22 protein-coding genes are annotated in these 20,814 nt (G+C 72.3%); 8 read left to right on the top strand and 14 right to left on the bottom strand.

From position 1 onward, the window contains the following. Positions 1–3: 3 nt before the first annotated feature. Positions 4–2,112 (bottom strand): RNA degradosome polyphosphate kinase, encoded by a 2,109-nt coding sequence (locus tag M6B22_RS03495; RefSeq protein WP_269444388.1) that lies wholly within the window; start codon positions 2,110–2,112, stop codon positions 4–6. A gap of 7 nt (positions 2,113–2,119) precedes the next feature. Next, positions 2,120–2,755, bottom strand: a complete 636-nt coding sequence (gene cofC / locus M6B22_RS03490) for a 2-phospho-L-lactate guanylyltransferase (RefSeq protein ID WP_269444387.1) — start codon at positions 2,753–2,755, stop codon at positions 2,120–2,122. Between the two features lie 99 nt (positions 2,756–2,854). On the opposite strand from cofC, the gene M6B22_RS03485 reads away from it, so the two are divergent. The 4 genes from M6B22_RS03485 to M6B22_RS03470 are packed head-to-tail and all read left to right on the top strand — an operon-like array spanning position 2,855 to position 6,423. Further along, a complete protein-coding gene (locus M6B22_RS03485; RefSeq protein WP_269445806.1) occupies positions 2,855–3,607 on the top strand; it encodes a lysophospholipid acyltransferase family protein in 753 nt (250 codons plus the stop codon). After that, a complete protein-coding gene (locus M6B22_RS03480; RefSeq protein ID WP_269444386.1) occupies positions 3,604–4,602 on the top strand; it encodes an NAD(P)H-dependent glycerol-3-phosphate dehydrogenase in 999 nt (332 codons plus the stop codon). Before M6B22_RS03485 ends, M6B22_RS03480 begins: the two co-directional genes overlap by 4 nt. Positions 4,603–4,636: 34 nt before the next feature. Further along, on the top strand, positions 4,637–5,713 hold the full coding sequence (locus M6B22_RS03475) for a D-alanine--D-alanine ligase family protein (protein WP_269444385.1): 1,077 nt from the start codon (positions 4,637–4,639) through the stop codon (positions 5,711–5,713). Positions 5,714–5,760: 47 nt separating this feature from the next. Further along, entirely contained in the window at positions 5,761–6,423 is a 663-nt protein-coding gene (locus tag M6B22_RS03470; RefSeq protein WP_269444384.1) for a PASTA domain-containing protein, read from the top strand. Positions 6,424–6,479: 56 nt separating this feature from the next. Here the strand turns inward: M6B22_RS03470 and M6B22_RS03465 are convergent, their stop codons facing one another. After that, complete coding sequence (locus M6B22_RS03465) at positions 6,480–6,887, bottom strand: DUF3037 domain-containing protein (protein ID WP_269444383.1); 408 nt, start codon at positions 6,885–6,887, stop codon at positions 6,480–6,482. Positions 6,888–7,150: 263 nt separating this feature from the next. On the opposite strand from M6B22_RS03465, the gene M6B22_RS03460 reads away from it, so the two are divergent. Beyond that, a complete protein-coding gene (locus M6B22_RS03460; protein ID WP_269444382.1) occupies positions 7,151–8,416 on the top strand; it encodes an IS110 family RNA-guided transposase in 1,266 nt (421 codons plus the stop codon). 11 nt (positions 8,417–8,427) lie between these two features. On the opposite strand, the gene M6B22_RS03455 is transcribed toward M6B22_RS03460, so the two are convergent. The 5 genes from M6B22_RS03455 to M6B22_RS03435 form a co-directional block, all read right to left on the bottom strand. Beyond that, positions 8,428–9,255 carry a HipA family kinase gene (locus M6B22_RS03455; RefSeq protein WP_269444381.1) on the bottom strand — a complete coding sequence of 276 codons (828 nt, stop codon included), beginning with the start codon at positions 9,253–9,255 and terminating at the stop codon, positions 8,428–8,430. Positions 9,256–9,292: 37 nt separating this feature from the next. Beyond that, positions 9,293–10,771 (bottom strand): SDR family oxidoreductase, encoded by a 1,479-nt coding sequence (locus M6B22_RS03450; RefSeq protein WP_269444380.1) that lies wholly within the window; start codon positions 10,769–10,771, stop codon positions 9,293–9,295. Between the two features lie 62 nt (positions 10,772–10,833). Continuing rightward, positions 10,834–10,989: a hypothetical protein gene (locus tag M6B22_RS03445; RefSeq protein WP_269444379.1), complete on the bottom strand. Its 156-nt coding sequence runs from the start codon at positions 10,987–10,989 to the stop codon at positions 10,834–10,836. Further along, positions 10,986–11,234 carry a hypothetical protein gene (locus M6B22_RS03440; protein ID WP_269444378.1) on the bottom strand — a complete coding sequence of 83 codons (249 nt, stop codon included), beginning with the start codon at positions 11,232–11,234 and terminating at the stop codon, positions 10,986–10,988. The genes M6B22_RS03445 and M6B22_RS03440 overlap by 4 nt, the downstream gene beginning before the upstream one ends. Positions 11,235–11,303: 69 nt before the next feature. Continuing rightward, the gene (locus M6B22_RS03435; protein ID WP_269444377.1) at positions 11,304–12,233 is read right to left on the bottom strand and encodes an RNA polymerase sigma-70 factor; all 930 of its coding nucleotides are present in this window, start codon (positions 12,231–12,233) and stop codon (positions 11,304–11,306) included. 69 nt (positions 12,234–12,302) lie between these two features. Between M6B22_RS03435 and M6B22_RS03430 the strand changes: the two genes are divergently transcribed. After that, on the top strand, positions 12,303–13,250 hold the full coding sequence (locus M6B22_RS03430; RefSeq protein ID WP_269444376.1) for an NAD-dependent epimerase/dehydratase family protein: 948 nt from the start codon (positions 12,303–12,305) through the stop codon (positions 13,248–13,250). Here the strand turns inward: M6B22_RS03430 and M6B22_RS03425 are convergent. From M6B22_RS03425 to M6B22_RS03410, 4 genes are all read right to left on the bottom strand, one after another. Next, positions 13,219–13,416, bottom strand: a complete 198-nt coding sequence (locus tag M6B22_RS03425; RefSeq protein ID WP_269444375.1) for a hypothetical protein — start codon at positions 13,414–13,416, stop codon at positions 13,219–13,221. The two genes, M6B22_RS03430 and M6B22_RS03425, sit on opposite strands and share 32 nt — an antisense overlap. 10 nt (positions 13,417–13,426) lie before the next feature. Then, positions 13,427–14,572, bottom strand: a complete 1,146-nt coding sequence (locus M6B22_RS03420) for a CaiB/BaiF CoA transferase family protein (RefSeq protein ID WP_269444374.1) — start codon at positions 14,570–14,572, stop codon at positions 13,427–13,429. A 78-nt stretch (positions 14,573–14,650) separates the two neighbouring features. Next, the gene (locus M6B22_RS03415; RefSeq protein WP_269444373.1) at positions 14,651–16,825 is read right to left on the bottom strand and encodes a 3-hydroxyacyl-CoA dehydrogenase NAD-binding domain-containing protein; all 2,175 of its coding nucleotides are present in this window, start codon (positions 16,823–16,825) and stop codon (positions 14,651–14,653) included. Next, positions 16,822–18,036: an acetyl-CoA C-acetyltransferase gene (locus M6B22_RS03410; RefSeq protein WP_269444372.1), complete on the bottom strand. Its 1,215-nt coding sequence runs from the start codon at positions 18,034–18,036 to the stop codon at positions 16,822–16,824. Before M6B22_RS03410 ends, M6B22_RS03415 begins: the two co-directional genes overlap by 4 nt. Before the next feature lie 100 nt (positions 18,037–18,136). On the opposite strand from M6B22_RS03410, the gene M6B22_RS03405 reads away from it, so the two are divergent. Then, a complete protein-coding gene (locus tag M6B22_RS03405) occupies positions 18,137–18,853 on the top strand; it encodes a MerR family transcriptional regulator (protein WP_269444371.1) in 717 nt (238 codons plus the stop codon). A gap of 19 nt (positions 18,854–18,872) precedes the next feature. Here M6B22_RS03405 and M6B22_RS03400 read toward each other — a convergent pair whose 3' ends face one another. Both M6B22_RS03400 and M6B22_RS03395 read right to left on the bottom strand, forming a co-directional pair. Next, on the bottom strand, positions 18,873–19,418 hold the full coding sequence (locus M6B22_RS03400) for a DUF3515 domain-containing protein (RefSeq protein ID WP_269444370.1): 546 nt from the start codon (positions 19,416–19,418) through the stop codon (positions 18,873–18,875). A gap of 71 nt (positions 19,419–19,489) precedes the next feature. After that, a complete protein-coding gene (locus tag M6B22_RS03395) occupies positions 19,490–19,726 on the bottom strand; it encodes an Lrp/AsnC family transcriptional regulator (protein ID WP_269444369.1) in 237 nt (78 codons plus the stop codon). A 155-nt stretch (positions 19,727–19,881) separates the two neighbouring features. Between M6B22_RS03395 and M6B22_RS03390 the strand changes: the two genes are divergently transcribed. Continuing rightward, positions 19,882–20,787 (top strand): thiamine-phosphate kinase, encoded by a 906-nt coding sequence (locus M6B22_RS03390; protein WP_331459782.1) that lies wholly within the window; start codon positions 19,882–19,884, stop codon positions 20,785–20,787. The last annotated feature ends 27 nt before the right edge of the window (positions 20,788–20,814 follow it).

Genomic DNA, 20,814 nt, shown 5'->3' with positions numbered 1-20,814 from the left:
GGCCTACTCGCCGCGATCGGCGAGGCGCTTCATCAGTTGCTCCTGGTAGTCGTTCCCGCGAGAGCGTATCCAGTTGCCGTCCGGTTGCAACTGCCATGCCGAGGTGTCCGGGGCGAAGGCGGCATCGAGCACGTCGCGCAGGTGGGTGCGCGCGTGCACGTCGGTCACCTGGCAGAGCAGTTCGACACGGCGGTCCAGGTTGCGGTGCATCAGGTCGGCCGATCCGATCCAGTACTCGGACTCGCCGGCGTTCGCGAAGTAGTAGCTGCGCGAGTGCTCCAGGAACCGGCCCAGGATGGAGCGAACGGTGATGTTCTCGCTCAGCCCCGGCACGCCGGCCCGGATCGCGCACGACGTGCGCACCAGCAGGTCGACCTGCACGCCGGCACGCGACGCGCGGTACAGCGCGTCGATCATCTGCTCGTCCACGAGGTGGTTCGTCTTGAACTGCAGCCGCGCCGGTTTGCCCTGCAGCGCGTGGGCGATCTCGCGGTCGATCCGCTCGATCAGCCCCGCGCGCAGGCGCTGCGGCGCGACCAGCAGCGAGCGGTACTCGGTCTGGCGCGAGTAGCCGGTCAGCACGTTGAACAGGTCGGTGATGTCCGCGCAGATCGCGTCGTCGGCGGTGAACAGGCCGAGGTCCTCGTACCGCCGCGCCGTCCGCGGGTTGTAGTTGCCGGTGCCGATGTGCGCGTACCGCCTGATCTGGCCGGCCTCCTGGCGCACGACGAGCGCCGTCTTGCAGTGCGTCTTCAGCCCGACCACGCCGTACACCACGTGGCAGCCGGCCCGTTCGAGCGCGCGTGCCCACTTGATGTTCGCCTGCTCGTCGAACCGGGCCTTGATCTCCACGAGAGCGACCACCTGCTTGCCCGCCTCGGCCGCATCGACGAGGGCGTCGACGACCGGGGAGTCACCCGACGTGCGGTACAGCGTCTGCTTGATGGCCAGCACGTTCGGGTCGGCCGCCGCCTGCTCGATGAAGCGCTGGACGCTGGTGGCGAACGACTCGTAGGGATGGTGGACGAGCACGTCACCCTCGCGCAGCGTGGCGAACACCGACTTCGGGGTCTCGCCCTCGGCGAAGCGCGGATGGGTGGCCGGGACGAACGGGCGGTCCTTGAGCGTGGGCCGGTCCAGCTCGTAGATCTGCCACAGGGCGGTGAGGTCGAGCAGGCCGGGCAGGTGGAACACGTCCTCGTCCGGGACCTCGATCTCCTCGACCAGCAGGTCGACGACGTCCCGGTCGATGTCGTCGGCGACCTCCAGGCGCACGGCCGGACCGAAGCGGCGCCGCATCAACTCGCGCTCGAGCGCCTGCAGCAGGTCCTCGTCGCGGTCGTCCTCGACCTCGACGTCGGCGTTGCGGGTCACCCGGAACAGGTGGTGCTCGATCACCTCCATGCCCGGGAAGAGCATCGGCAGGTGCGCGGCGATCAGGTCCTCCAGCGGCAGGTACTCCGCCTCGAGCGGGGTCTGCGACACGACGACGAACCGCGGCACGTTGTTCGGCACCTTGACCCGGGCGAAGCGCTGCACACTGCCGGCGGGATCACGCACCAGCACCGCGAGGTTGAGCGACAACCCGGAGATGTAGGGGAACGGGTGCGCCGGATCGACGGCGAGCGGGGTGAGGACAGGGAACACCTTGCTGCGGAAATAATCGGCGAGCCGCGACTGCTCCTGCTCGTCGAGGGCGTCCCAGCGGCGGATGTGGATGCCCTCGGCGGCCAGTGCCGGGTTGACGTCGTCGCGGAAGCAGCGTGCGTGCCGGCCGGCCAGTTCGAGGGTGCGCTCGGCGAGCCGGGCCAGCACCTCGGCAGGAAGCAGGCCGTCCGCGGACTCGACCTGCAGCCCCATGTCGGAGCGGCGCTTCAGGCCGGCGACCCGCACCATCGTGAACTCGTCCAGGTTGCTGGCGAAGATGGCCAGGAACTTCACCCGCTCGAGCAGCGGCAGCTCGCGGTCCTCGGCCTGGGCGAGCACCCGCTCGCTGTACGCGAGCCAGGACAGCTCGCGGTTGGCGTAGCGGTCGCCGGGCAGCTCGCGCTCGTCGACGCCGGAGCCGCCCGTCGCATCGGTCGTGTCCGGCCGGACGAGCTCGCTGGTCATGTGTCAATCATGCAGGCCCGAGGTGAACAGCAGGTGATGAGCTCAGCCGTGCCAGTACCGCCGCGGTCGCCGCGCCGAGTCCGAGTTCGGCCGCGCCGGCGAGGTCCTCGGCCGTGTCGACGTCGTGCCGCAGGGTGCGGCCGGCCGGAATCGGCACGGCGGCCAGGCGGTGCCGCGCGGCCGACCCCGCACCGAAGGCCGGCTCCAGCGCACGGCCCGGAAGCGCGGTCAGCAAGGTGGTGCCGGTGCCCGCCGCGTCCGGCACGAAGGCGCGCGCGGACGCGGACGCAACCGCCAGCGCCGCGGCGAGGTCCTCCGGGCGCAGCGCGGGCAGGTCGCCGACCAGGGCCGCGACGCCGTGCCTCGGCCAGCGGGCAGCCGCGTCGGCGGCGGCCTCGGCCAGCGCGGCGTTCAGCCCCGGCCGGGTCTGCACGAACGCCAGCGGCGCAGCCGCGGCCGCCGCCGCGGTGTCGACCACGACGACCAGCCGGGCCACGCCGTCGGCCGCGCGTGCCGCGGCGATCGTGTCCGCCCGGATCGCCAGCACCAGTTCGCGGTGCGCGGCAGCATCGCCGGTCGCACCGGCCAGCCGCGACTTCGCCTCGGGCAGCGACTTGGCCGGGAGTAGAACGGTCCACCACACGGTTCGCCATTCTAGGAAGTGTCGCGGACCCGCCCGCGCCGATGCGGCAGACTGCAGTGGCCGACGAACGACGAGGACGTAGGAGACGATGCGGTGCCGATGACGCGCAAGCTGCGCCGTCCCGGGTACGGGGAGCGGGTCGGCTGGGCCTGGGGCATCGTCATTGCGGTGCTGTACGTGCCGTTCTCGACGCTGGTCAAGATCCGCTATCGCAACCTGGAGAAGCTGCCGCAGACCGGCCCGGCGATCGTGGTGGTGAACCACGTCTCGCACGTCGACCCGTTCCTCGTCGCCAAGATGGTGCTGGACGGGGCGCGGCGGCCGCGGTTCCTGGCCAAGGACACGATCTTCGCGGTCCCCGTGGTCGGCGCGGCGATGCGGGCGATGGGGCACATCCCGGTCAAGCGCGGCTCGGTGGACGCCCGCGAGTCGCTGGCCGCGGCGGTGCAGTCGCTGGCCGCCGGAGGCGTGATCGTGCTGCACCCGGAGGGCACGGTCACCCGCGACCCGGACGGCTGGCCGATGACCGGCAAGACCGGTGCCGCGCGGCTCTGGACGCTCAGCCCGGACGTGCCGGTCGTGCCGATCGCCCAATGGGGCGTGCAGCAGCAGATCGACCTGTACCGCAAAAAGGTCAAGCTCGTCCCGCGGCCCCGGCACGTGCTCTCGATCGGCGACCCGATCGACCTGTCGGCCTTCCGTGACCGCGCTCCGAACGCCGCCGCGCTGCACGAGATCACCGAGGTGATCATGCGGCGGCTGCGGCAGGACGTCGCCGAGCTGCGCGGCGTCCCCGCGCCCGAGGGCAAGCTGTTCCGCTGGAGCCGCGCGACCCGGAAGGGGGCCGGATGAGGGCCGCGGTCCTCGGGTCCGGCAACTGGGGCACCGCGTTCGCGAAGGTACTGGTCGACGCCGGCCACGAGGTCACCCTGTGGGCGCGCCGCCCCGAGCTGGCGGAGGTGATCGCCCGGACCCACACGAACCCGGACTACCTTCCGGGCATCGCGCTGCCGCCGCAGCTCTCGGCCACCCATGACGCCGCGGCCGCGCTGGCCGGTGCCGAACTCGTGGCGATCGCCATCCCGGCCCAGACGCTGCGCGAGAACCTGGTCGGCTGGGCACCGCTGCTGCCGCCGACCGCGACGCTGGTCAGCCTGATGAAGGGCGTCGAGCTCGGTACCGCGAAGCGGATGAGCGAGGTGATCGCCGAGGTCACCGGCGCCGCGCCCGAACGCATCGCCGTGCTGTCCGGGCCGAACCTGGCCCTGGAGATCGCGCGCGAGCAGCCGACGGCGACCGTGGTCGCGTGCACCGACCTGGACCGGGCTGTCGCGATCCAGCGGGCACTGACGGCGCCGTACTTCCGGCCCTACACCAACGCCGACGTCGTCGGGTGCGAACTCGGCGGGGCGGTGAAGAACGTGATCGCGCTGGCCGTCGGCATCGCGCACGGCATGGGGTACGGCGACAACACCGCCGCCTCGCTGATCACCCGCGGGCTGGCCGAGACGTCGCGGCTGGGGACCGCGCTCGGCGCCGACCCGCTCACCTTCGCCGGCCTGGCCGGGCTGGGGGACCTGGTCGCCACCTGCTCCTCGCCGCTGTCGCGCAACCGCGCGTTCGGTACCCGCCTCGGTGGCGGCGAGAGCCTGCAGCAGGCTCAGGAGGCGACGCACGGCCAGGTCGCCGAGGGGGCCAAGTCGTGCCGTTCGGTGCTCGAGCTCGCTCAGCGCCACGGCGTCGACGTGCCGATCACCCAGGCCGTCGAGGCGGTCTGCTTCCGTGGCCTGACGCCGCAGGCGATGCTGGAGCGGTTCATGTCGCGCTCGGTCAAGAGCGAGGTATGAACCGACCCGGTATGACCCGATAGGGTCGGCTGCCGTGGGACGCATCCGGGTGGCCGTCGTCTACGGCGGGCGTAGCAGCGAGCACGGGATCTCGGTCGTCTCCGCGGGCAGCGTGATCGCGGCCCTGGACCCGGACCGCTACGAGGTGGTGCCGATCGGCATCACGCCGGCCGGCGGCTGGGTGCTCACCGAGGGCGAGCCGGCGGCCATGCGCATCATCGACCGGCAGGTGCCGGAGGTGGACAAGGGCACCGCCGTCGCGCTGCCCGGTGACCCGACCTCGGCCGGGCTGGTGGTACTCGATCCGGGCGCGGGACCGCAGGTGCTGGCCGGCGTGGACGTCGTCTTCCCCGTGCTGCACGGGCGGTTCGGCGAGGACGGCACGATCCAGGGGCTGCTGGAGCTGGCCGGCGTGCCGTACGTCGGACCCGGGGTGTTCGCCAGCGCGGCCGCGATGGACAAGGAGTTCACCAAGAAGCTGCTGCGGGCCGAGGGGCTGGACGTCGGCGAGTTCGTGGTGCTGCGCCGCGGTGACGACGTCGCGGCCGCCGGCCTGCGGCACCTCGGGTTGCCGGTGTTCGTCAAGCCCGCACGCGCCGGCTCCAGCGTCGGCATCAGCAAGGTGGACGCGTGGGCCGACCTGCCGGACGCGGTCGAGTTCGCCTTCGCGCACGACAGCAAGGTGCTCGTCGAGGCGGCGGTGAGCGGGCGCGAGATCGAGTGCGGCGTGCTCGAGGACGCGGCCGGGCGGCCGGATGCGAGCCTGCCTGCCGAGATCCGCCTGGTGCGCGGGCACGACTGGTACGACTTCGAGGCCAAGTACCTCGATGACGCCTGCGAGTTCGACATCCCGCCGGACCTGCCCGCCGAGGCGATCGCGCGGGTGCAGCACGCCGCCTGCCGCGCGTTCACCGCGCTGGACTGCGCCGGCCTGGCCCGGGTGGATTTCTTCCTCACCGGCGGCCGCGAGGTGATCGTGAACGAGGTGAACACGATGCCGGGGTTCACCCCGATCTCGATGTTCCCCCGGATGTGGGCCGCCAGCGGCGTCGACTACCCGGCCCTCGTCGACCGGCTGATCGCGGCCGCCCTGCGGCGCGGCGCGGCCTGACGCACCAGGCACTGCCCCCGACGCTCGCGTCAGGGTAACCTGACGCCATGACGGACCATCAGTGGGCGGACGGACGGCGGGCCTGGGACCGGCTGGCCGGATGGCATCGGGACCGGCCCGCGGCCGGCTCGCATGCCGACGACGGCGCGGGTGCGCTGGACGCGCTCGGTGACGTCGGCCTGGTGCGCCGGCTGCTCGATCAGGCCGAGCTGGGCGCGGTGCGGGCCGCGCGCAGGCACGGTCGGTCGTGGGCCGAGATCGCCACCAGGCTGAGCGTGACCAGGCAGTCGGCCTGGGAGCGCTGGCGCGATCTGGACGATGCCCCGACCGCAGCGCAGCAGGAGACAGCCGCGCAGCAGGAGACCGCAGCGAAGCAGGAGACCGCAGCGAAGCAGGAGGCAGTTGCCGGCGCGAGCAGTGAACTCACCGCGCGAGCCGCGCGTCAGTCCCGCCGCCGCTCGACGGTGCGGGTGCCGAACGTGATCGGGATGTCCTGCGACGACGCGTGCGCCGCGCTGCGCGACGCCGGGCTGGCCGCGGCCGGCTGGGACGCGGACGGCGTGCCGATGGGGGCGAACGGCTGGCCGCGCGGCGCCGTCACGGACCAGAGCCCGGAGTCCGGCGCCAAGGTTCCCGCCGGCGCCGCGGTGCGGTTGTGGATCGACAGCGGCGGTGGTTCGGCCGGGGTGCGCGAGCCGCGCCGTCCGTAGCCGGCACCCAGGAGCGGGCGTGAGCTGCGCCCGGAACCCAGCGACGAGGCCGTCGGCTAGCGGGTCGGTGCCGGCGGGCCGGGCGGCGCGACGAGCAGGGCCAGTAGCCGGTCCAGTTCGGCCGCCGGGTCGGCGGTCAGGCCGGTGTGCACCGGACCGGGCTGCACGACCGTGCTGCGCGGCGCGGTGAGCCAGCGGAACCGGCGGCCGATCTGCTCGGCCGCGGCCGGCCCGGGGCCGCCCGTACCGCAGGTGTCCGCGGCGGCGTCCAGCGCGGCACGGACGGCCTCGACATCGGCCGCCGGGTCCAGCGCGCGCAGCCGGGCGGCGTCCAGGCCGACCCGCGCGCCGAGGAAGTCGCGATCGCGGCAGTACACGAGCACCCCGGCGTTGATGGCCTCGCCGCGCTCGACCCGCGGCACCACGCGCAGCACCGCGTACTCGAACGGGACCAGCTCGCTCACTGGTGCACCATCCTTGTGTCACTGATCTCGGATGGATTGGTGATGCGCCCGAGGTGCCGCCAGGTCATCGCCCAGCTCGCTCGACCCGGTTGAGGTCCATCGTGAGATATGCGAGGCCTGGTGGTTGCCCGGGACGTGCCGACCGTCGACAGGGCTGAGCGCCGTCGAGCGCCGATCAGTGAGCGAACCGGCTGCCACGTCCGGGAACCACCGGTACCGCACGTGGGCGCCTCCCCACTGGGTCTAGCAGCGAGGAGGCTGACGTGAAGTCTGCCAGCACCACCCCGAACAGCACACTGCCCGACGAGCCGCCCAACGGTCTTACCGGCGGGTTGGATTGGTCGCGTGATGACCATGCCGTCTCGGTCGTTAGCGACCGCGGCCGCGAACTCGTCCGGCACACCGTCCAGCACACCGCCGACGGGTTGCGCGAGCTGGTCGCCGTCCTCATCGACGCCGGCTGTCACGAGGTCGCGATCGAACGCCCGGACGGGCCGGTAGTCGACGCGCTGCTCGCCGCTGGCCTGACCGTCGTGGTGATCAACCCGAACAAGGTCAAGAACCTGCGCGGTCGGTACGGCTCGGCCGGCAACAAGGACGACCGGTTCGACGCGTTCGTGCTGGCCGACACGCTGCGCACCGACCGAGCCCGGCTGCGACCTCTTATCCCCGACACTCCGCCCACCGTCGCGCTGCGCCGCGCCGTCCGCGCCCGTCGCGACCTGGTCGCCAACCGCGTCGGCACCGCGAACCAGCTGCGGGACCACCTCAAGCGAGTTTTCCCTGGCGCGGTCGGCCTGTTCGCCGATCTCGACAGTGCGATCAGCCTCGCCTTCCTGACCCGCTTCACCACTCAGCAGCAGGCCGACTGGCTCACCCCGATCCGCCTCGGAACCTGGCTGGCCAAGCAGGGTTACTCCGGCAAGGTCGATCCGGCGGTGTTGCACGCCCGCCTGCTCACCGCCCCGCGCGGCCCCATCGGCACCGAGGCCGACGCCCACGCTGCGATCACCCGCGGCTACGTCGCTGTGCTGACCGTGCTGCTCGAACAGATCAAAGCCCTCAGTACCGAGATCGAGACCCAGCTCGCCTCGCACGCTGACGCGCACATCTTCACCAGCTTGCCCCGCGCCGGAAAAGTCCGAGCCGCCCGGCTGCTCGCCGAGATCGGCGACTGCCGCGCCCGCTTCCCCACCCGAGAATCGCTGGCCAGCCTGGCCGGCGTCACACCCTCGACCCGACAATCGGGCAAGAGCCACGTCGTCGCGTTCCGCTGGGCCCGCGACAAACAACTGCGCGACGCCGTCACCGACTTCGCCGGCGACACCCGCCGCGCCAACCCCTGGGCTGCTGACCTCTACAACCGTGCCCGAACCCGCGGCCACGACCACCCCCACGCCGTCCGCATCCTCGCCCGCGCCTGGCTCAACATCATCTGGCACTGCTGGCAGACCCACCAGGCCTACGACCCCGAACAACACCTCGCGCTCCAACGCATCCTCAAGCAAGATCAACTCGAGGCGGCTTGACACAGGGCTTCTCACGAGGCACCACCGAGCCAGTACGGCCGGTTGCGCCGGGCGGCCGAGGCGATCCGCCCGGCCTCGTCGTGCGCTAGCACCGCGTCGTGCACCGACGCCAGCCAGGCGTCCCGCGCGTCCAGCCGTGCCGTGAGCTCCTCGACGTACGCGGCGCGCGCCGCATCCGGATCACCGGCCCCATCGGCCAGCCAGGCGTCCGGAACCTGCGCGGCCGCGGCACGCAGCACGTCCGTGCTGACGCGCGGCGCCAGGGCGGCGTCCGCGGCGTCCAGATCGGGCGCGCAGCCGAGCAGCGCGTGCTCGCGGGCGTCGTAGCCGAACGAGCTCGCGCGCGCCGGCCAGCGGTGGTGGAACGTCAGCGCGGCGCCGTGGTCGATCAGGTACGGCTCGCGATGCCAGAACAGCATGTTCGGGTTGCGCCACGAGCGATCGACGTTGCCCACGAGCGCGTCGAACCAGATCACCCGGCCGGCGAACCCCGCGTCGATCGGGAAAGCGGTGACGTCCAGGTCGAGCGCACCGGGCAGGAAGTCGACCCCGAGGTTGGTGCCCGGGCTGGCGCGCAGCAGGTCCTGCACCTCCTCGTCCGGTTCGTTGGCCGCGAGGATCGGGTCGAGTTCGACCGTCACCAGCCGGGGGACCGGCAGCCCGAGCGCACCGGCCAGTTCGGCGCAGATCACCTCGGCGACCAGTGCCTTGGGTCCTTGGCCCGCGCCCGTGAACTTGACGACGTAGGTGCCCAGGTCGTCGGCCTCCATCAGCCCGGGCAGCGAGCCGCCCTCACGCAGCGGCGTGACGTAGCGCAGGGCGGTGACGGCGGGCAGCACGCGCCGAGCCTACGGCCCACCCTGCGCCGCGATCAGATCACCAGTCGGCGCGCCGGTAGTCCTTCAGGAAGCAGCCGTACAGGTCGACTCCCGCCTCGCCCTGCACGATCGGGTCGTACACGCGGGCCGCGCCGTCGGTGAGGTCGAGCGGGGCGTGGAAGCCCTCCTCGGCAAGCCGGATCTTGGTGAAGTGCGGCCGCTCGTCGGTGATCCAGCCGGTGTCGACCGAGGTCATCAGGATGCCGTCGCCGAAAAGCTCGGTCGCGCTCGTGCGCGTGAGCATGTTCAGCGCCGCCTTGGCCATGTTGGTGTGCGGGTGGCCCGGGCCCTTGTAGCCGCGGCCGAACACGCCCTCCATCGCCGAGACGTTCACGATGTACGTGCGCCGTGCGGGGCTGGCCGCCAGCGCGGGCCGCAACCGGCTGATCAGCACGAACGGGGCGGTCGTGTTGCACAGCTGCACCTCGAGCAGCTCCAGCGCGTCGACCTCATCGACCCGCTGCGTCCAGCTGTTGACGCTGTTGCGGTCCGGGACGAGGCCGCCGGCGTCGATCGCGGTGCTGTCCAGGTGGCGCTGCAACGACGCCGAACCGGCCAGCACCGCGAGCCGGGAGATCTGCGCGCCGTCCAGTGTCTGCGGCAGGTGCGGCAGCGGATGCTCGGCCAGCGAGCCGGCCAGCGCCAGCGGGTGGGCGTCCGAGATGTGGTCGAAGGTGAGGATCTCGGGCAGCGGCCCGTCCGGCAGCGGGTCGTTCTCGGCCGCCGCGAGCGGCCCGTAAGCGCCGGGGGAGCGGCGCACGGTCTGCGCGGCGTTGTTGATCAGGATGTCCAGCGGCCCGGCCGCCGCGACCGAGTCGGCCAGGGCGACGACCTGGGCCGGGTCGCGCAGGTCGATGCCGACGATGCGCAGCCGGTGCAGCCAGTCGGCGCTGTCCGGCTCGGCGGTGAACCGGCGCACCGCGTCGTTCGGGAACCGGGTGGTGATCGTGGTGTGCGCGCCGTCGCGCAGCAGGCGCAGCGCGAGGTACCTACCGATCTTGGCGCGGCCGCCGGTGAGCAGCGCGCGGCGGCCGGTGAGGTCGGTGCGCGCGTCCCGCTTGCCATGGTTCAGCGCCGCGCAGTCCGGGCAGAGCTGGTGGTAGAACGCGTCCACCTGCGTGTAGTCCTGCTTGCAGACGTAGCAGGGGCGCGGCCGCAGGTAGGTTCCGGCGCTGGCACCGCGCGCGCTGGACACCAGCGCGATGCCCTCGGTCTCGTCGTCGATGCGCTGCGGCGACCCGGTCGCGGTCGCCGCCACCACGGCACGGTCGGCCGCGGAGATCGCGTCGCGGCGGGCATCGCGCCGGGCCCGCTTCACCTGCTTGAAGATCCGGCCGGTGGCCCGCCGGATCGCGATCGCGTCGGGGTGTTCCGGTGGCAACTGCTCGCTCTGCGCGAGCACCTTCAAGCACACCGCGAGCTCGGCCGGGTCGAGGCTGACGGGCGGCGCCGGCGGCAGCGGCTCGGTGGTCGTCACCGGCACACGATAGACAACCGGCCGGCGGTCGCCGTGCGGTGATGCCGCTCAGGCGACCGGCGTCACCGGGCCAGGTCCTTCATCGCCTCGGCGAGAACCTCGAGCTGGTACGCGTCCCAGCACCGCGGATGCCACCGGCGCGCGCGCACCTGCACGCACTCGTCGCGGTTGACCGGGCACTCGCACCGGCTGCAGCGGGGGAACGCCCGGACCATCACGCCGCGCCGCCTGACGGCGCGTCCGCGAACTGCGCCTCGAGCGCCGCCCAGTCGCTGTCGGTGAGGACCACCGGCGGCAGCGCCCGATGCACCCGGCGCCACCGGTGCCGGATCGCGTACCCGCTGTCGGCGAACGGCGCGACCAGCACGGTATGTCGGGTGGTGCCGACCACCTTGCGCCGCAGGTAGTTCTCCCCGTCACGGACGTACACCGCGTCGCCCACGCGGTACGGGTTCCTGGCCATGGCAGCTCCTCGGTTCAGCCGGCACCTCACCGAAGCCCTTCCCGGTTCGCCCGATTCGTTACCTCTCGATCATGGCCGCGGTCGGCGCAGGCCGGCCAGCAGCGCCCGCACATCGGCGACCGGGCCGAGGTGGCCGAGCTTGTCGGGGTTCACCACCGAGTGCACGGCCTGCACCTGCCCGTCGGCGATCTCCAGCGCGAACACGCTGACGATCTGCCCGTCTGCGGTCCGGTTCACCGCTCCCGGCTGGCCGTTGACCAGGGCGGGCTCGGACACCATGCCCAGCGTGGCGCCCTGCCCGAACAGGCTGACCAGCAGGCGCAGTACGCGGTCCGCGCCGTAGATCGTCCGTGCGGTGGCCGGCGCCTTGCCGCCACCGTCGCCGTGCCACGCCACGTCGGCCGCGAGCAGTTCCTTCAGCGCGGCCAGGTCGCCGCGCCGGCACGCGGCGAAGAAGCTCTCGGCCAGGGCGGCGCGGCGCTCCGGGGAGGCGTCGAAACGGGGCCTGTCCTGCTGCACCTTGGCGCGGGCCCGCACCAGGATCTGGCGGCAGTTCTCCGGCGAGCGGTCGACGAACTCGGCGACCTCCTCGTACGGGTAGCCGAACACGTCGCGCAGCAGGAACACCGCGCGTTCGATCGGGTTCAGGCTCTCCAGCACGATCAGGAACGCCATCGACAGCGAGTCGCTCAGCTCCGCCTGGCCGGCCGGCCCGAGCTCGTCCGATGCGAGCAGCGGCTCGGGCAGCCATTCGCCCAGGTACGACTCGCGGTTGCGCCGCGCCGACGTGAGCGTGTCCAGCGAGAGCCGGGTCGCGGTCGTGGTCAGGTACGCCTTGGGGTTCTGGATCACCGTGCCGTCCTGCAGCGCATGCTGGAACCGGACGAACGAGTCCTGCACGACGTCCTCGGCCTCGGTCACCGCGCCGAGCATCCGGTAGGCGATCGAGAACAGCAGCGGCCGCAGCTCGGCGTACAGCGCGGCTGTGCTCTGGCTCACCCCAGCAGCCTGTCACAGGCGGCGTGGGCCGGTCGTCTCCTGGGCAGCACAACGACTGATGAGGAGATCATGATGCGAGTACTGGTCGCGGGAGCCACCGGAGCCGTAGGACGCCAGCTCGTCCCGCTGCTCGCCGGCGCCGGGCACGAGGTCGTCGGTACCAGCCGCAACGAGCGCAGATTCGCCGAGCTCACCGCGCTCGGCGCCAAGCCGCTCGCGCTGGACGTGCTGGACCGCGACGCCGTGCGTCGCGCCGTCGCGCAGGTGCAGCCGGACGCCATCGTGCACCAGGCCACCGCACTGTCGGAGCTCGGCAACAACTTCCGCAACTTCGACAGGCTGTTCGCCGGAACGAACCTGCTGCGCACGGAGGGCACCGAGAACCTGCTGGCGGCGGGGCGCGAGTCAGGTGTCTCCCGCTTCGTGGCACAGAGCTTCCGCTGGGTGTTCGTCGACGCGCACGGGGCGATCCGGCCGGACCCGCCCGCGGCGTTCCGCGAGTCGGCGGCGGCGCTACGGCGGCTCGAAGAGCTGGTCACCGCGACGCCCGGCGGCGTCGCACTACGCTACGGCGGCTTCTACGGCCCGCATACCTCACTGGCGGACGGGGGCCCGCAGATCACCGCGATCCGCAAGCGGAAGCTGCCGATCGTCGGCGACGGCGGCGGGTACTGGACGTTCCTGCACGTGCACGACGCGGCGACCGCAACCATCGCGGCGCTGACGAAGGGCGCCGGCGTGTACGTCGTGATCGACGACGAGCCGGCGCGCACCAGGGACTGGCTGCCCTACCTGGCCGACCTGCTCGGCGCGAAGCCGCCGCGGCACGTGCCGGCCTGGGTGGGGCGGCTGGCCGCGGGCGAGGGCGCGACGTTCATGATGACGTCGGCGCCGTCGGCGTCCAACGAGCGGGCCAAGCGCGAACTGGGCTGGGCGCCGCGGTACGCCACCTGGCGCGACGGGTTCCGCGCCGAGTTGGCCGGCCTCAGCGGTCGCGCATCGGCCGCTGGCGGGTGATCGCCAGCGGATCGTCGGTGGCCATCGGCCGGACGATCGCGTAGTCGCCGTGGTCCTCGACCAGCAGGTACTTCGCCTGCCAGCGGTTGCGCAGCGCCGCCGGCCAGGAGATCGTGCCCTGCTGGGTGAGCCGGACCTCAACCTGGGGGACGGGACGCTTTGCCACGGGCGAGAGTCTAGTCAGTTCCGGCGATGGCGCCCGATTCGCGAAGCTGCGCGACCTGCTGGGTGGTGAAGCCGGCGGCGGCGAGCAGTTCGTCGGTGGCCGCCGCGACCTCGGTTAAACCGGTCGCCCCGCCCGGCGTCGCCGAGAAGCGCGGCGCCGGCCCGGGCATCGTCGCCGTGCCCACCTGTACGTAGCTGCCACGCGCGGCGTTGTGCCGGTGTTGTGGTGCCTCGGCCAGCGTCAGCACCGGCGCGACGCACGCGTCCAGCGGCTCGAACACGGCTGCCCACTCATCGCGCGTGCGGGTCGCGAAGGCACTGGCCAGCACCGCCGCGCAGGCGTCCCACCGGGCGGGGTCGTACGCCGACGGCGTGGTGTCCGGGTCCAGCCCGAGGCCGCCCAGCAGCGCCGTCCAGAACCGGGGTTCCAGGGCGCCGACGGCCACGTACCTGCCGTCGGCGCACTCGTAGCAGCGGTAGTTCGGGGCGCCGCCGTCGAGCAGGTTCGCGCCCCGCTGGTCGGTCCAGCCACCACTGGCGAACAGGGTACGGGTCATCGAGCCCAGATAGGCGGCGCCCTCGGTCATCGCGGCGTCCACGACCTGCCCCTCACCGGTGGCGCGGGCGTGCAGCAGGGCGGCCAGCACGCCGGTCGCGAGGAACATCGAGCCGCCGCCGAAGTCGGCCACGTAGTTGACCGGCGGCACCGGCGGGCTGTCCTTGGGGCCGATGCCGTGCAACAGGCCGGTGATCGCCAGGTAGGTGATGTCGTGCCCGGCGGTGGCGGCCAGCGGGCCGTGCTGCCCCCAGCCGGTCATCCGGCCGTAGACCAGCCGCGGGTTGCGGGCCAGCGCCTCGTCCGGCCCGATACCCAGCCGTTCGGCGACGCCCGGACGGAACCCCTCGATCAGCGCGTCGCAGCCCTCGATCAGCCGCAGCACCACCTCGGGCCCGCCGGGCTTGCGCAGGTCGAGGCCGATCGAGCGGCGGCCGCGTCCGAGCGGACCGGCGGGCAGCGCGTCGAACATGCCGTCCCCGGCGAGCTTGTCGACGCGGATCACGTCGGCACCCAGGTCGGCGAGCAGCATTCCGAGCAGCGGCACCGGCCCGATCGCGGGCAGCTCCAGCACCCGCACGCCGTGCAGTGGCCCCGCCATGATCAGCCCCCTCAACCCACTGTTGGCCCCGTAGCAGGCTCACCCGCGGCGTGTCGCCCTGCTACGGGGCCAACAGTGCTAGAACGTGTCGTTGCTCTCGGCCTTCTTGCGCAGCAGCGGGTTCGGCGCGAAGCGGGCGCCGTACGCCTTCGCGAACTCCTCGGCCCGCACGACGAAGCCGCGCAGCCCGGTCTCGCCCAGGCCGTCCAGCCGGGCGAACCCGTTGATGTACTGCAGCACGCCACCGGTCCACGGCGGGAAGCCGATGCCCATGATCGAGCCGATGTTCGCGTCCGCGGCCTGCACGATCACGCCCTCTTCGACGCAGCGCGCCGACTCGACCGCCTCGATCACCAGCATCCGTTCGCCGAGCTCGTGCAGGTCGACGGACTCGGGATTCTCGACCGGGAACACCTCGGCCAGCCCGGGCCAGAGCCCGAGCCGCTTACCGGTCTCGTCGTAGTCGAAGAAGCCGGCGCCGCGCAACCGCCCGGGCCGGCCCAGCTCGACCATCTTCTCCACCACGGCCTCGGCCGGGTGCGCCGTGTACGACGTTCCGGCCGCCTTGCGGGTCTCGTCGCGGATCTTCAGGAACAGCTCCAGGTTGAGCTCGTCCGCCAGTTGCAGCGCGCCGACCGGATAACCGGCCTGGGTCGTCGCCTGCTCGATCGAGGCCGGGGCGACGCCCTCGGCGGCCATCGCCAGCGCCTCGTTGACGAACGTGCCGATCACCCGCGAGGTGAAGAACCCCCGGCTGTCGTTGACGACGATCGGCGTCTTCTTGATCTGCGCCGCGAAGTCCAGTGCCCGGGCCAGCGCCTCGTCCGAGGTCTGCTCGCCGCGGATGATCTCCAGCAGCGGCATCTTGTCGACGGGGGAGAAGAAGTGCAGCCCGATGAAGTCGCTCTTGCGCTGCACGCCCTCGGCCAGCGAGGTGATCGGCAGCGTCGAGGTGTTCGAGCCCAGCAGCGCGTCCGCGGCGACTGCCGGCTCGGCCTCGGCGAACACCGAGTGCTTGAGCTCGACGTTCTCGAAGACCGCCTCGACGATCAGGTCGCAGCCGGCCAGGTCGGCGTAGTCGGCGGTCGGGGTGATGCGCGCGAGCACCGCGTCCGCCTGCTGCTGCGTGCTCTTGCCGCGCGAAACCTGCTTGTCCAGCAGCTTCTGCGAGTAGCCCTTGCCCTTCTCGGCCGCTTCGAGCGAGACGTCCTTGAGCACGACCTCGATTCCGTTGCGCGCCGAGACGTAGGCGATGCCGGCGCCCATCATGCCGGCGCCGAGCACCGCCACCTTCTGCACCTGGCGCGTGTCGTAGCCGTCCGGACGCGAGCCGCCCGCGTTGATCGAGTTCAGGTCGAACCAGAACGCCTGGATCATGTTCTTCGCGGTCTGCCCCTTGGCCAGGTTCACGAAGTAGCGGCCCTCGATGGCCAGCGCGGTGTCCAGGTCCACCCCGGCACCCTCGACGGCGGCGCACATGATGTGGTGCGGCGCCGGCATCGGTGCACCCTTGAGCTGCTTGCGCAGGTTGCCCGGCAGCGCGGGCAGCATGCCGGCCAGCTTGGGCGAGGTCGGCGAGCCGCCCGGCATCCGGTAGTCCTTCGCGTCCCAGCGCTGCACCGACTCCGGGTTGGCCTTGATCCAGGCGCGCGCCGCGGCGAACATCGCCTCCGGCGTGGGCGCCACCTCGTCGACGATGCCGATCTCGAGCGCCTGCGCCGCCTTGTAGCGGGTGCCCTGCAGCAGCACCTTCATCAGCCCGTCGACGATGCCGAGCAGCCGGGTGATGCGCACGACGCCGCCACCACCTGGCAGCAGGCCGAGCGTCACCTCGGGCAGTCCGAACTGCGCCTTCGGGTTGTCCAGCGCGACGCGGTGATGGCAGGCGAGCGCGATCTCCAGCCCGCCGCCGAGCGCGGCGCCGTTGAGTGCGGCGACCACCGGCTTGCCGAGGGTCTCCAGCCGGCGCAGGTCGGCCTTGATCGCGGTGACCCCGGCTGCGAACTCGGCCGCGTTGGCCTCGGTGACCTGCGACAGCAGCCGCAGGTCACCGCCTGCGAAGAAGGTGTCCTTGCCGGACGTGACGATCACGCCGCTGACCGAATCCCGCTCGGCGTACAGCCGGTCGATCGCAGCCTTCATGGACGCCTGGTAGGCGCCGTTCATCGTGTTCGCGCGCTGGCTCGGGTCGTCCAGGGTGAGCGTGACGATGCCGTCCGCGTCCTGCTCCCACTTGATGGTGTCGTTGCTCATGCCACACGCTCCACAATCGTCGCCACGCCCATGCCGCCGCCCACGCAGAGCGTGGCCAGCCCGTACCGCAGGTCGCGGCGTTCCAACTCGTCGATCAAGGTGCCGAGGATCATCGACCCGGTGGCGCCGAGCGGGTGGCCCATCGCGATGGCACCGCCGTTCACGTTCACCTTCTCGTGCGGCACCTTCAGGTCCTTCATGAACTTCATGACCACCGCGGCGAACGCCTCGTTGACCTCGAACAGGTCGATGTCGGTGACGTCCAGCCCGGCCTTGGCCAGCGCCTTCTGCGCGGACGGGACGGGCCCGGTCAGCATGATCGTCGGTTCGCTGCCCACGACGCCGGTGGCGACCACGCGGGCGCGCGGGGTCAGCCCGAAGTCGGTGCCGGCGCGCTCGCTGCCGACCACGACCAGCCCGGCGCCGTCGACGATGCCGGAGGAGTTTCCGGCGTGGTGCACGTGGTTGATCTTCTCGACCCAGTGGTACTTCTGCAGGGCGACCGCGTCGAAGCCGCCCATCTCGCCGATGCCCTCGAACGACGGCTTGAGCCCGGCGAGGGACTCCGGCGTGGTTCCGGGGCGCACGAACTCGTCGTGGTCCAGCACGATCTCGCCGTTGAGGTCGCGGACCGGGATCACCGAACGGGCGAAGGCGCCGTCGGCGATCGCCTTCGCCGCGCGGGTCTGCGACTCGGCGGCGAAGGTGTCCACGTCGGCGCGGCTGAAACCCTCGATGGTGGCGATCAGGTCGGCGCCCACCCCCTGCGGGACGAAGCCGGTGTCGTACGCGGTCTCCGGGTCCTGCGCCCACGCGCCGCCGTCCGAACCCATCGGCACGCGGGACATCGACTCGACGCCGCCGGCGAACAGCAGGTCCTCCCAGCCCGAGCGGACCTTCTGCGCGGCGATGTTCACGGCCTCGAGGCCGGAGGCGCAGAACCGGTTCAGCTGCAGCCCGGCACCGGAGGTGCGAAAGCCGGCCGCCAGGGCGGCGGTGCGCGCGATGTCGGCGCCCTGCTCGCCCACCGGGGTGACGACGCCGAGGATCACGTCTTCGACGGCCTGCCGGTCGATGCCCGGGTTGCGGGCCAGTACTTCGGCAATCAGCCCGGTCAGCAGCGAGATCGGCTTGGTGCCGTGCAGCGACCCGGTGTTCTTGCCACGCCCGCGCGGCGTGCGCACGGCGTCATAGACGAACGCTTCGGTCATGGGGTCCCGTCCTGTCGCGAGTGGTTACCCGATACTGCCAGTTTTACTGTCACAGTTGTCAAGTGCCAGTAAGTGTGTCATTGGTCTACGCTTGCGACCCATGTCCGCGGTACCCGCTCCCGACGGCGACACGCTCACGATCGACGAGCTGGCCGCCCGCACCGGCATGACGGTGCGCACGGTGCGGTTCTACGCCACCGAAGGCCTGCTGCCCGCTCCGGAGCGGCGCGGCCGGGTCGCGTACTACGACGCGCGGCACCGGATGCGCCTCGAGCTGATCCGCACCCTGCAGGAGCACGGCTACACCCTCGCCGCGATCGAGCGGGTCCTGCAGCGGATCCCGGCCGACGCCGCGCCGTCCGAGTACGCGGTGCACGCCGCCGTACTCGCGCCGTGGCTGCCGGAGCAGACCGAGGAGCTGGACCGGGCCGCGCTCGAGCGGCGGGTCGGCCGGCGGCTGACCGAGGACGAGCTGCGGTACCTGGACGGCATCGGCGCCCTGCACGCGGCCGGCGGCGACACCTACCGGGTGTCGCCCGCGCTGCTCGGCCACGCGCTCGAGCTGCTGGCCCTGCCCGTCCCGGCGAGCGTGCTGCACGACTCGGCCGAGATCATCGGCGAGCACGCGGCCGCCGTCGCGAACGGGCTGACCGACGTCTTCGTCAAGGCGATCTGGGGGCCCTACCAGCGCGGCGAGCTGGGCGACGAGCAGGTCGTGGCGATGCTGTCGCGGCTGCGTCCGCTTGCCATCCAGGGGCTGGTCAGCGCCTTCGTGCGCGCTGCCGACGCCGCCGCACGGCGCGGCGTCGACGGGTAGTCGCGTCGACGGGTAGCCGTCAGGGACGGTTCACGCACAGGTCGGCCGGGTCGGGCTGCTTCTCGCCGACGCCGGCCTGCGGCAGGCAGACCGGCGGCATCGCCTTGGCGATGGCCGTGGCCAGCAGCGGCAGTTCGCCCGACCCGCTCGATTTCGGGAAGCTGATCTCGACGTAGGCGGCACGGTCGATCGCCACGTACACGTGGGCGTCGGACGTGTCGTGCTCCAGGAACGACACCCCGTTCACCACCGGAACGAAGTCGGCGCTGCCGGGCTTGAGGTCGGCCGGACGCGGGACGCCGCAGCGCACGATGACGGCGGGCTCGCCCCAGGCGACCACGAACAGCGAGTCCGGCCTGGGGTGCACGACGCGGGGCAGCAGGTCGCCGAGCCGCTCGGGCAGGGTCTGCAACAGCTTGGTGCACGACGCGGCCGCGGCCGGATTCGACGGCGGTGCGGTCGGGGTGAGCGCGGGCAGCGCGCTCGGCGGCGCACTGGCGGTGGTCGGCGCCGAACCCGGACCGGTCCCGCCGGACAGGCCGAAGATCAGCCCCAGGACGATCACGATCGGCACGGTCAGCGCGGTCGCGATCAGCGCCGCCCGGCGGGTGTCCGGGGAGATCTCCAGGCCCCTTGCTACAGGTGGACGACCGGGCAGGTCAGCGTGCGGGTGATCCCGGCGACGCCCTGCACCTTCGCGACGACCAGCTTGCCCAGCTCGTCCACGGTGTCCGCCTCGGCGCGCACGATCACGTCGTACGGACCGGTGACGTCCTCGGCGTTGGTGACCCCGTCGAGAGCGCCGATCTCCTGCGCCACGGCGGCGGCCTTGCCGACCTCGGTCTGGATCAGGATGTAGGCATTCACACTCATCGGCGCGCCCCTTCGGTGCTGGTTCGTCCGGACGGTATGAACGTAGCGCAGGGCCCCGCCGGTGCCGCGTGCCGGCCGGACGGGCCGGTCCCGGGCGATCGGCTCGATACAGCAGGAGTGACGTCATCACCGTTTCAGATGTCGGCGAGTTCGGGTTGATCAGGCGGATCACGGCCGCGCTGGCCGGGGCCGACACGACGCTGCTCGGTCCGGGCGACGACGCGGCGGTGGTCGCGGCCGCCGACGGCAGGGTGGTGGCGTCCACCGACATGCTGGTGGAGAACCGGCATTTCCGCCGCGATTGGTCGACCGCGAACGACATCGGGCACAAGGCGGCCGCCCGCAGCCTGGCGGACATCGCCGCCATGGGGGCCGTGCCGACCGCGTTGCTGGTCGGGTTCGCGGCGCCGGGCACGCTCGCGCTGGACTGGGTCGACGGCCTGGTGGCCGGGCTGCGCGAGGAGTGCGGCGAGGTGGGTGCCGCGGTGGTCGGTGGGGACGTGACGGCCGCGGACACGATCACGCTGGCGGTGACCGCGCTCGGTGACCTGCAGGGGCGCGACCCGGTGACGCTCGGCGGGGCCCGCGTCGGCGACGTGGTCGCGGTGGCCGGCCGGCTGGGCTGGAGCGCCGGAGGGCTGGCGGTGCTCGGGCGCGGGTTCCGCTCGCCGGTGCAGGTGGTGACCGCACACCGACGCCCGGAGCCGCCGTACGCGGAGGGCCCCCGCGCGGCGCAGCTCGGCGCGACGGCGATGACCGATGTCAGCGACGGGCTGATCGCCGACCTCGGCCACATCGCCGAGGCGAGCGGGGTGCGCCTGGAACTGCGCGGCGAGGCGATCGAGGTACCCGCGAAGCTGGCCGAGGTGGGGGCCGCGCTCAACGTCGACCCGCTGGTGTGGGTCCTCACCGGCGGTGATGACTACGCGCTGGCCGCGACCTTCCCGCGCGGTACCGACCTGCCGGAGCAGTGGCGCGTCATCGGTGCCGTCATCGACGGCGAGGGCGTGCGTGTCGACGGGCGGCGCTGGCCGGTCGGCGGCCACGAGCACTACCGCTGAGTGGCAGCCGGCGAACGGCGGCATCGG

It is taken from the genome of Jatrophihabitans cynanchi, from assembly GCF_027247405.1.
Taxonomy (GTDB): Bacteria; Actinomycetota; Actinomycetes; order Mycobacteriales; family Jatrophihabitantaceae; genus Jatrophihabitans_B; species Jatrophihabitans_B cynanchi.
This window is presented reverse-complemented; position numbering and strand designations above follow the sequence as displayed.